The following is a 10478-nucleotide window of genomic DNA, read 5'->3' on the forward strand; positions in this document are numbered from 1 at the left end:
CGAGCACCCTGGCGCAACGAAGCCCGCTGGGGCATAGCTCCACGCGATGGACGCCAGGCCCGACGAAGGCACGACAGAGACAGGCTGGCCCGCGCTGCTCGCGCGCCGCGCGGGCGTCGCGACGGGACCGCTCTCGCGCCTCTTCGACCCCGTGCTCGGTCCGGGCGCGGGGGACGACGGCTGCCTCGTCATCGGCCGGCTCGCGCAGACGCTCGACGGTCGCATCGCGACCTGCGGCGGGTCCAGCCAGTGGATCGGCGGGCGCGGCGACATCCTGCACACGCACCGCCTGCGCGCGCTCTGCCACGCCGTCGTCGTCGGCGCAGGCACGGTCGCGCAGGACGACCCGCGGCTGACGACCCGCGAGGTCCCCGGCGAGAACCCCGTCCGCGTGGTGCTCGACCCGGTGCGGCGCCTTCCGGTGGAGCGGCGCCTCTTCCGGGACGGCGAGGCGCCGACGCTGCTCGCCTGCGTCGAGGACGCGCCCGGGGGCGACCGCCACGGCGAGGCCGAGGTGCTGCGCCTGCCGCGCGCCGGCGGCGGGCTGGACCTGGCCGCGCTGCTGCGGGCGCTCGCCGCGCGCGGGTTGTCGCGGATCTTCGTCGAGGGCGGCGGCGTCACCGTCTCCCACTTTCTCTCCGCGGGGCTGCTGGACCGGCTGCACGTCACGGTCGCGCCCGTCATCCTCGGGTCGGGCCGCTCGGCCTTCATCCTGCCGGAGGCGTCCCGGATCGCGGACGGGCTGCGCTTCGCCTGGACCTCCTACCCGCTGGAGGGCGGCGACATCCTGCTCGACATTCCCCTCGCCCGCTGCCGGCCCCGCGTCTGCGGGGGCGCATGAGCGCCCCCCTGCCCGGCGCCTCGCTTACGGCCACCGCCTTCTGGACGACCGAGCCCGGCCAGGGCGCGATCCACGGGGAGACGCTGCGCGCGCCCGGCCCCGGCGAGCTTCTCGTGCGCACGCTGGCCAGCGGCATCAGCCGCGGCACGGAGCGCCTCGTCTTCCACGGGCGCGTGCCGGAGGCGGAGTGGGCCCGCATGCGCGCGCCGCTCCAGGCCGGCGACTTCCCCTTTCCCGTGAAGTACGGCTACGCCGCCGTCGGGCTGGTCGAGGACGGGCCGCTGGACTGGCTCGGCAGCCGCGTCTTCTGCCTCCACCCGCACCAGGACCGCTTCGTCGCACCGGTCGCCCTCTGCGCCCGCGTGCCGGACAGCGTGCCGGAGTGGCGCGCGGTGCTGGCGGCGAACATGGAGACCGCGCTGAACGTCATCTGGGACGCGCAGCCCCTCGCGGGGGAGCGCGCGCTGGTGGTGGGCGCGGGCGTCGTCGGGCTGCTCTGCGCCTGGCTCGTCGCGCGCTTCCCGGCGGTGGAGGTCGTCATCGCCGACCCGGACGCGCGGCGCGGCCCCGTCGCGAAGTCCCTCGGCCTTCGCCTCGTCGCGCCGGAGGAGGCGCCGGGCGAGCGCGACCTGATCATCCACGCCAGCGGCCAGCCGGAAGGGCTGCGGACCGCGCTCCGCTGCGCCGGCTTCGAGGCGCGCATCCTCGAGGCCTCCTGGTTCGGCGACAAGGAATGCGCGCTGCCGCTGGGCGGCGGCTTCCACGGCGGGCGCGTCACCCTCCGCTCCACCCAGGTCGGGCAGATCGCGGGGCCGATGCGCGGGCGGCGCAGCCACGCGGAGCGGATGGCCCTCGCGCTCCGCCTGCTGGCCGATCCCGCGCTCGACGCCCTCTGCGGCCCGATGGTCGCCTTCCGCGACCTGCCGCGCGCCATGGCCGGCCTGCTGGACGACCCACCCGAGGGACAGCCCGCGCCGCTCTGCCCCGTCGTCACCTATGAATGAGAAGCCTATGTACAGCCTGACCGTCGCCGACCACGTCATGGTCGCCCATTCCTTCCGCGGCGAGGGCTTCGGCCCCGCCCAGCGCGTGCACGGCGCGACCTTCGTGGTGGAGGCCGAGTTCCGCGCGCCGCGGCTCGACGACGCGAACCTGCTCGTCGACATCGCCGCCGCCCGGGTGGAGCTTCGCCGGATCCTCGACACCTTCGACTACGACAACCTCGACACCCTGCCCGCCTTCGCCGGCCAGAACACGACCACCGAGTTCCTCTGCTTCCACATCCACGGGCTGCTCTGCGCGGCGCTCGCCGGGGGCAAGCTCGGCGCCGGCGGGCGCGACGTGCGCTCCGTGAAGGTTCTGCTGCGCGAGAGCCCGCTCGCCTGGGCCGCCTACGAGGCCGAGGTGCCCGGGGCCGCCGCCGCGTGAGGATCGCCTTCGCGGTCCCGGCGCCGCTCTCGGCGGTCAGCGGCGGCTACGAGTACGACCGGCGCCTCCTCGCCGGCCTGCGCGACCTCGGCCACGAGGTCCGGGTGGAGGAGATGCCGGGCCGCCATCCCCTGCCCGACGCGGAGGCCGAGGCCGCCGCCCGCGGCGTGCTGGACCGGCTGGGCTCGGCGGAGGCGCTGGTGGTGGACGGCCTCGGCCTGCCCGCCTTCGCCGCCTTCGCGGAGGGGGGCTGGACAGGCCGCGGCCTCGGGCTGGTCCATCACCCCACGGCGCTCGAGCGGGGCTTTCCCGAGACCGAGCGGGAGGCGCTTCGCGGGCTGGAGCGGGCGCTCTTCCCACGGCTCGCGCGGCTCGTCACCACCTCCCGCCTCACCGCCTCGCGCCTCGCGCCGGAGTTCGGCGCCGATCCCGGGCGCATCGGCACGGTCGAGCCGGGCACGGAGCCGGCGCCGCGCGCGACGGGCTCGGGCGGGCCGGGCTGCGCCATCCTCGCGGTGGGCAACCTCATCCCGCGCAAGGGGCACGACGTGCTGCTGCGCGCGCTCGGCCGGCTGACCGACATCGACTGGACCCTCACCATCGTCGGCGGCGGGCGCGACGCGGCGCACGCCGCCCTCCTGCGCGCGCTGGCGGAGGAGCTCGGCATCGCCGCCCGCGTGACCTTCGCTGGGCAGGTGGAGGGCGCGGCGCTGGAGGCGCTCCTCGCCCGCGCCGACCTCTTCGCCGCCGCGAGCTGGTGGGAGGGCTATGGCATGGCCGTCGCCGAGGCGCTCGCGCGCGGCCTGCCGCTGGCGGTGACCGAGGGCGGCGCGCTGGCCGACCTCGCGCCGCGCGACGCCGCCGTCATCTGCGCGCCCGGCGACCACAACAGCCTGTCGCGCGCCATGCGGCGGCCCATCTACGACCCGGGGCTGCGCGCGGCGATGTCGGACGCGGCCTGGCGGGCCGGGCAGCGCCTTCCCCGCTGGTCCGACCGCGCCGCCGCCTTCGCCGCCGAGATCGCGGCCGCCCTCCCCTCCCGCCCCACCGGACCGGCCGCCCCCGCATGACCGAGAGCTTCGACGCCGACTGGCTGGAACTGCGCGAGCCGCACGACGCGCGCGCGCGCAGCATCGCGCTCGCGCTGCGCCTCTCGGCCGCGCTGCCGGCCCGGCCGCGCCTGCTCGACCTCGGCGCGGGCACGGGCAGCCTCTTCCGGTGGCTGGCCCCGATCCTCAACCGCCCGCAAGCCTGGACGCTGGTCGACGCGGACGTGACCCTCATCGAATTCGCCTTCGACACCATTGCCGACCGCGCGGTCTCCGTCGGCTTCGAGGTCTCGGCGCCGAACAAGCGCACGCTGCTCGTGCACACCCCCTCCGGCGCCTGGCGCGTGGAGGGGCTGGTGCGCGACCTCCACGACGCGCCGGAGGGGCTGCCGCTCGACCGGGCTGATGCCGTCGTCTGCACCGCGCTCTGCGACATCGTCTCGCGGCCCTGGGTCGCGGCCATGGCGTCCGGGCTCGACCTTCCCTTCTACAGCGCGCTGAACGTGGTGGGCGACGCGCGCTTCCTGCCGCCGCACCCCGCGGACGGCGCCATCGCCCGCGGCTTCCGGCGCGACCAGCGGCGCGACAAGGGCTTCGGCGGGCCGGCGCTCGGGCCGGACGCCGTGCGCGCCATGGCCGCCGCCTTCCGCGCGGAGGGCTTCGAGGTGGCGACCGCGCCCTCCCCCTGGCGGATCGGCGCCGCGGAGACCCGCATGCTGACCGACCTCGCGAGCGGCCACGCCTCGGCGGCGCTCCAGAACACGCCGCGCGGCCGCGCGACGGTGCAGGGCTGGGCCACGGTGCGCACCGCCCAGGCACGGCGCGGAAGGCTGCGCGCGCTCGTCGGGCACGCGGACCTCCTCGCCCTTCCCGCGGCCGGGGCGCGCTAGCGTGGCGCAGCTCGGCTGCCTCGCAGAGAGCCTCGCCGTCGCGCTCGAGGTCGGCGCGGCGCTGTCGGCGGAGGGGATGGACACCGCGCTCGTCCTCGGCACCCCCTCCGCGCCGCTGCCCGAGGCGGAGGCGGTGGTGATTGTCGCGCCGGGCGACGGCATCGCCGCCTGCGACGCGCTGCTCGCCGCGGGCGCGCGCCAGGTGCTGCAGGCGATCGCGGCGGATTTCGAGCCGCTGGCGACCGGCCGCCTGGCCGACGCCCTGCTCCGCCGGCTGCAGGCGAGCTTCGCGCCCCTTGCCCCCTCCGATCCCGCGCGGGGGCGCAGCGTCTATCTCGGGCACCTCTTCCTCGGCGCCTCGCCGGCTGGCGGGGAGGCCAATCTCCCGCGGCGTCTCTCCGCCGGCACGGAGGAGCCGGCGGGCCTCATCCCCTTCCGCGTCGTCGAGGCCGGCGCCGGCGCGATCCGCGCGGAGATGTCGCGCCTGGCCGAATGGGGGCGGCGCTACGCGGTGGTCGACGCGATCACCGGGGAGCACCTGGACGCGCTCGGGGAGGCCGCCCGGGCGCAGCCGCTGCTGATCGGCGGCGCGGGCCTCGCCGCCGCGGCCGCGCGCCAGCTGCCGCGCGGTGGTGCCATCGTCTCGCCGCCCTGCGGCCCGGGCGCCGTCCTCTCGGCCTCGCCCGCGCGCGAGACGCTGTCCCAGGCCGGCCTCGCGCGGCTCTACGCGCCGACCTTCGATCTCCGCGACGCGGAGGGCGCGGCCGCCGCGCTCGAGTGGGCGGCACCGCGGCTGTCGGACGACACGCCGGTCGTGATCGCGGCCCTGCCGCCCGCGATGCCGGCGCTCGGCGCGCTGGCGCAGGGCCTCGTCGCGCGTGGCGTCACGCGGCTGCTCGTGGCGGGCGAGGAGGCCTGTGAGGCCGTCGTGGCCGCGCTCGGCCCGCCCGTGCTGCGGATGGGCGCGGAAGCGGATCCCGGGATCGCCTGGTGCGCGGCGGAAGGCGGCGCGCTGCACCTGCTGCTCAAGCCCGGCACGGCCGGCGCCCGGGACCTCCTGCTCCGCGCCTTCGCGCCCCCGGCGTAGGGGAGCGGGCAGCAAAAAGGGGAGCGCCGGAGCGCCCCCCTTGATGACCGGGCGAAGCCCTGCGGCTTCGCGCGGCGCTCAGGTCGCGTCGTTGCTGGACGGCGCGTCCATCTCCGGCGCCGGCGCCTCGGGCGCGGCGGAGGTGGCCTCGGCCTTCCGGCGGGCGCGGGTGGCGGCGCCCTTCTTCGCGGCCTCGCTGCGCGCGGAGGGCGCGGCGCTCTTGCGGGTGGCGGCGCTGCGCGTCGCGGCGGCGCGCTTAGCCGGCGCCTTGGCGGCGGGCTTCGCGGCGGTCGTGCGCTTGGTCGTCACGGCCTTGCGGGCCGGCGCCTTGCGGGCGGTCGTCGCGGTGGTGCGCTTCGCGGCGGTGCTGGTGCGCTTGGCGGCCGGACGACGGGCGGTCGCCGACTTGGCGGCGGTCTTCGCGCCGGTCGCGCGCTTCGCGGGCGCGGCGGCCTTGCGGGCGGGCGCGGCCTTGCGGGCGGCGGTCGCGCGCTTCGCCGGCGCGGCCTTGCGGGCGGGCGCGGCCTTGCGGGCGGCGGTGCTGCGCGTCGCGGCCGTCTTGCGGGCGGGCGCCGCCTTCTTCGCGGCGGGCTTGCGCGCGGCGGCCGTCTTCGTCGCCGCGGTCTTGCGGGCGGGGGCCGCCTTCTTCGCGCCGCGGGCGACCGCAGTCGTCTTCTTCGCCGTCGCGCTGCCCTTCTTCGGGCCGGGCTTCTTCGCGGCCGTCGCCTTGGCGGCGGGCTTCGCGCGGCCGGCGGTGCTCGCCTTGCGCGTGCCGCTGCTGCGCCGCGTGGTGCTCATGGCCATCGCGGCCGCTCGGGGGGTCTTCTCGTCGCTCATGTGCTGGATCTCCTGGTGGGTTCGTGCCGGATGGGTCACGTCACTGGGTCACGCGTGTCCCGAGGACGCGCCCACCTGTCGGGAGGGAGGCGTCACAGGGTCTCCGCAACGGAAGAAGCAGGGCAGCCGGACGTCCGGCGCGCGCCGGGGTCCTGCCCTCGGGCGGTGCCGAACCGTGCCGGGCTTCGCGCGGGTTGCGATGCCTCTCGTCGAGGACCGTGTCCCGCTTCCGCCCCGGGTTCGTGGTGTCATCCGAAGATGCCAGGAACCATCCTTCCGTGTTGCGTCGCGCCGATCACCGTCGCCAGCGCCGCGGGAAATCTGTCAGGCCGGTGCGTGGAGGTGGCACCTTGTTCTTGACAGCATCGCGTGCGAATCGCGTGTGACGGTTCATGCGCGTGTCACGCTATCTGCACGAGCATCCGGCTTGTCAACGAAAACACGCGACGCGCGCGCTGATTTTCGCGTGCATCCGAAGCGCGGCGCGGCGCGTTGCACCGCGCCGCGCGCCACCATCCTTCGTCAAGCGTTGCCGCGGCGGGCGACGCGCGCGCGCGAACGCCCGCCGCGGCGCGCGTCAGCCGCGCTCGGCCATCGGCGGAACGCGGCGCTGCGCGGCGCCCGTGTACTCGGAGAGAGGGCGAATGAGGCGGTTGTCCGCGGCCTGCTCGATGACGTGCGCGGCCCAGCCGGTGATGCGGGACGCGACGAAGATCGGCGTGAAGAGCGGGATGTCGAAGCCCATCAGGTGGTAGGCCGGCCCGGCCGGGAAATCGAGGTTGGGGTGGATGTTCTTCTTCGCCAGCATCTCGCCGGCCAGCAGGCGCGACATCTCCATCCAGCGGCGGTCGCCCACCACCTCGGCCATGCGCTCCGCGTACTTCGTCATCGTCGGCACCCGGCTGTCACCGTTCTTGTAGACGCGGTGGCCGAAGCCCATCACCAGCGCCCGGTGGTCGAAGCGCGACTGCAGCCATTCCACCGCCCGGGTGGGGTCGCCGATCTCGGTGAGCATGTGCATCACCGCCTCGTTGGCGCCGCCGTGCAGCGGGCCCTTAAGGGCCGCGATGCCGCCGACCACCGCGCCGTGCAGGTCCGCCCCGGTGGAGGTGATGGTGCGGGCGGTGAAGGTGGAGGCGTTGAAGCCGTGCTCGGCGTAGAGGATGAGGGAGACGTCGAAGGCCTTCACCACCTCGGGCTGCGGCACGCGGCCGAAGACGAGGCGGAAGAAGTTCTCGGCGAAGGTGAGTGACGGATCAGGGTCGACCGGCGCCTGCCCCTTGGCCGCGCGGTGGGCGGCGGCGATGGCGGTCGGGATCTTCGCCAGCAGCCGCATCGCCTTGCGGCGCGTGGCGGGCTCGGACACGTCGCCGGCTTCCGGGTCCTCCATGCCGAGGAAGGACACGGCGGTGCGGATCGCGTCCATCGGGTGCGCGTCGTGCGGGAAGGCGCGGATGACCTCGTGCAGCGCGGGGGTGAGCGCCCGCTCGGCCGCCTCCTCCGCGCGGAAGGCGGCGAGCTGGGCCGCGTTGGGCAGCTCCCCGTTCCAGAGGAGGTAGGCGACCTCCTCGAAGGCGCAGTTCTCCGCCAGGTCCTGCACGGGGTAGCCGCGGTAGGTGAGGCTGTTGGTCTCGGCCATCACCTTGGAGACGGCGGTGACGTCGGCGACGACGCCGACGAGGCCCTTGCGGATCTCGCTCGCGGTTTCGCTCATGGGATGCTCCTTGTTCCGTGTGGCGCGGCCGCGCCGCCGGGGGGCGGCGGCGCGGGCGGTGGTCAGAAGATGCCGGGCTTGCCGGCGGCGAGCTTGCCCTCGGGCAGGCGAACGGTGAGCTGGTCGAGCTCGCCCGCCTTGAGGTTCGGCAGGTTCTCCGCCGCCGCGATGAAGCGGTCCTGCTCGGCCTTGTCGACGATGCCGTCGGTCAGGATCCGGAACTTGCGGATGTAGTCCGCCCGCCCGAAGGGCTTCGCCCCCAGCGGGTGCGCGTTGGCGACCGCCAGCTCGTCCACCAGCACGCTGCCGTCCTTCAGGGTGATCTCCACCCGGCCGCCGAAGGCGAGCTCGTTCGGGTCGCGGGAGTGGTAGCGGCGCGTCCACTCCGGGTCCTCGCGCGTCTCCATGCTGTGCCAGAGGCGGACGGTCTCCGGCCGGGCGGCGCGCTCGGGGGCGTAGCTGTCCACGTGGTGCCAGCGCCCGTCCTCGAGGGCGACGGTGAAGATGTACATGATGGAGTGGTCCAGCGTCTCGCGGCTGGCCTTGGGGTCCATCTTCTGCGGGTCGTTGGCGCCGGTGCCGATGACGTAGTGAGTGTGGTGGGAGGTGTGGAGGAGGATCTTCTCGACCTGCGAGAGGTCCTTGATCCTCTCCCGCATGCGGAAGGCGAGGTCGATCAGGGCCTGGGACTGGTACTCGGCCGAGTGCTCCTTCGTGTAGCTGTCGAGGATGGCGCGCTTGCCCTCGCCCGGCCCGGGCAGCGGAACCTGGTAGTAGGTCGGCTCGTAGACGTCGCCCTGGTATCGGTGCGTGCGGCCGGCGAGCACCCAGGCGATGACGGAGTCCTCGCCCTCGTAGATCGGGCTCGGCGCGCCCTCGCCGCGCATGGCGCGGTCCACGGCCTCGACGGCCAGCTTGCCGGCGTGGGCGGGGGCGAAGGCCTTCCAGGAGGAGATCTCGCCCTTGCGGCTCTGCCGGAAGGTCACGGAGACGTGCAGCGCCTGCTGCACCGCCTGGAAGATCGTCGCCTGGTCGAGGCCGAGCAGCGTGCCGATGCCGGCGGCCTGGGCGGGGCAGAGATGGGCGATGTGGTCCACCTTATGCTCGTGCAGGCAGATGGCGCGCACGAGGTCGATGTGGATCTCGTAGCCGGTCGCGAGGCCGCGCAGCAGGTCGGCGCCCGACTTGCCCATGGTCTGGGCGACGGCCAGGATCGGCGGGATGTTGTCGCCGGGGTGGGAGTAGTCGGCGGCGAGGAAGGTGTCGTGCATGTCGAGCTCGCGCACCGCCGTGCCGTTCGCCCAGGCCGCCCATTCCGGCGAGACGCGGCGCCCGGGCGGCAGGCCGAACACGGTCGCGCCGCCGTCGCGCGGGTGGCCGAGCGCCATCTGGCGGGCCGAGGTCGGCGCGGAGCGGTTGATGGCGGCGATCGCGACCGAGGCGTTGTCGATCACGCGGTTGATGATCATCGCCGCTGTATCCTCGGGCACGGCGACGGCATCGGCGGCGACCGCCGCGATCTTCCAGGCAAGCTGGTCCTCGCGCTTCAGCAGCGCCTTGGACGGGTGGACCTTAACGGCATGCGACTGCACCGGCGTTCTCCCCTAGGAATTGTGCTTGCGCGGTTCTGCACCCGGCGGGCGTGATCGTCCAATCCGATTGACGGGGCCGCGCGATAGGCTTCTCGTATGAGGATGGACTTCCGCCTCGTGCGCCGGCTCGGCCACTTCCTCGCGGTGGCGGAGGAGGGGCATTTCGGCCGCGCCGCCGCCCGCCTCGGCCTCTCGCAGCCGCCGCTCACCGCGCAGATCCAGGCGCTGGAGAAGGAGCTCGGCGTGCGGCTGCTCGAGCGCGGCGGGCGCGGCACGCGGCCGACGCGGGCGGGCGAGGCGCTGCTGCCGCTCGCGCGCCGCCTGGCCGAGGACGCGGGGGCGCTGGAGGCGCTGGCGCGCGAGCTGCGCGCGGGGCGGCACGCGCCGGTCGCCATCGCCTGCGTCACCTCCGCGCTGCTCGAGGAGCTGCCGCCCCTCGTCCGCGCCCTCTCCGCCGCGCGGCCGGAGGCGGCGGTCTCGGTGCGGGAGATGGACACGGCGGACGCAATGGAGGCGCTGCGGCGGGGCGAGGTGGACATCGCGCTGCTGCGCGACGACCGCGCGCGGCCGCCCATCGGCATCCGCCCGCTCGGCAACGACCACCTCCTCGTCGCGCTGCCGGAGGGCCACGCGCTGCTCGCCGCGCCCGACCCCCTGCCGCTCGCGCTGCTGGCGGACGAGGCGATGCTGATGCTGCCCCGCTCCATCTCCCCCGCCTACGCCGACGCCATGGTGGCCGCCTGCCGCGCCGCCGGCTTCGCGCCCCGCGCAGTGCGGGAGGTGGGGTCGGCCATGGCGCAGCTCGGCTTCGTCTCGGCGGGGCTCGGCGTCGCGCTCGTCTCCTCCGGCATGGCGCGGCTACGCCCGCCCGGCGTCGCCTTCCGTGCGCTGGCCGGGCCCATCCGCGCGGTGGGCGTGGCGCTGGCCTGGAACGCGGAGCGGGACGGCGAGGCGGCGGCGCTTGCCCGATCGCTCGCGGCGTCGATCTTCCCGCTCGCCCCCGGGATACACGGCGGGGCCGATCTGCCCTAAAGCTTGGC

10 protein-coding genes are annotated in these 10478 nt (G+C 75.5%); 7 read left to right on the forward strand and 3 right to left on the reverse strand.

Annotated features, from left to right (window positions below):
* Positions 1-46: 46 nt before the first annotated feature.
* Genes EAH89_RS04825 through EAH89_RS04850 form a run of 6 tightly spaced genes read left to right on the forward strand, consistent with a single transcriptional unit; the run spans position 47 to position 5295 of the window.
* A complete protein-coding gene (locus tag EAH89_RS04825) occupies positions 47-841 on the forward strand; it encodes a RibD family protein (protein WP_140881663.1) in 795 nt (264 codons plus the stop codon).
* The gene (locus tag EAH89_RS04830) at positions 838-1845 is read left to right on the forward strand and encodes a zinc-dependent alcohol dehydrogenase (protein ID WP_140881664.1); all 1008 of its coding nucleotides are present in this window, start codon (positions 838-840) and stop codon (positions 1843-1845) included. The genes EAH89_RS04825 and EAH89_RS04830 overlap by 4 nt, the downstream gene beginning before the upstream one ends.
* A 7-nt stretch (positions 1846-1852) precedes the next feature.
* The gene (locus EAH89_RS04835) at positions 1853-2269 is read left to right on the forward strand and encodes a 6-pyruvoyl trahydropterin synthase family protein (protein ID WP_140881665.1); all 417 of its coding nucleotides are present in this window, start codon (positions 1853-1855) and stop codon (positions 2267-2269) included.
* Positions 2266-3339, forward strand: coding sequence for a glycosyltransferase family 4 protein (locus EAH89_RS04840; protein ID WP_140881666.1), 1074 nt, complete (start codon positions 2266-2268; stop codon positions 3337-3339). The genes EAH89_RS04835 and EAH89_RS04840 overlap by 4 nt, the downstream gene beginning before the upstream one ends.
* Positions 3336-4208: a class I SAM-dependent methyltransferase gene (locus EAH89_RS04845; RefSeq protein ID WP_140881667.1), complete on the forward strand. Its 873-nt coding sequence runs from the start codon at positions 3336-3338 to the stop codon at positions 4206-4208. The genes EAH89_RS04840 and EAH89_RS04845 overlap by 4 nt, the downstream gene beginning before the upstream one ends.
* Before the next feature lies 1 nt (position 4209).
* A complete protein-coding gene (locus EAH89_RS04850) occupies positions 4210-5295 on the forward strand; it encodes a four-carbon acid sugar kinase family protein (RefSeq protein WP_140881668.1) in 1086 nt (361 codons plus the stop codon).
* 78 nt (positions 5296-5373) lie between these two features.
* On the opposite strand, the gene EAH89_RS04855 is transcribed toward EAH89_RS04850, so the two are convergent.
* The 3 genes from EAH89_RS04855 to EAH89_RS04865 all read right to left on the reverse strand — a co-directional run bounded on the left by EAH89_RS04855 (position 5374) and on the right by EAH89_RS04865 (position 9438).
* On the reverse strand, positions 5374-6132 hold the full coding sequence (locus EAH89_RS04855) for a histone H1 (RefSeq protein WP_140881669.1): 759 nt from the start codon (positions 6130-6132) through the stop codon (positions 5374-5376).
* A gap of 577 nt (positions 6133-6709) precedes the next feature.
* A complete protein-coding gene (locus tag EAH89_RS04860) occupies positions 6710-7846 on the reverse strand; it encodes a bifunctional 2-methylcitrate synthase/citrate synthase (protein ID WP_140881670.1) in 1137 nt (378 codons plus the stop codon).
* Positions 7847-7908: 62 nt separating this feature from the next.
* Positions 7909-9438, reverse strand: coding sequence for an MmgE/PrpD family protein (locus EAH89_RS04865; protein WP_140881671.1), 1530 nt, complete (start codon positions 9436-9438; stop codon positions 7909-7911).
* A 96-nt stretch (positions 9439-9534) separates the two neighbouring features.
* Here EAH89_RS04865 and EAH89_RS04870 point away from each other — a divergent pair, with 96 nt between their 5' ends.
* The gene (locus EAH89_RS04870) at positions 9535-10470 is read left to right on the forward strand and encodes a LysR substrate-binding domain-containing protein (protein WP_140881672.1); all 936 of its coding nucleotides are present in this window, start codon (positions 9535-9537) and stop codon (positions 10468-10470) included.
* Positions 10471-10478: the final 8 nt, after the last annotated feature.

This window comes from Muricoccus nepalensis, assembly GCF_006438825.1.
Classification (GTDB): Bacteria; Pseudomonadota; Alphaproteobacteria; order Acetobacterales; family Acetobacteraceae; genus Roseomonas; species Roseomonas nepalensis.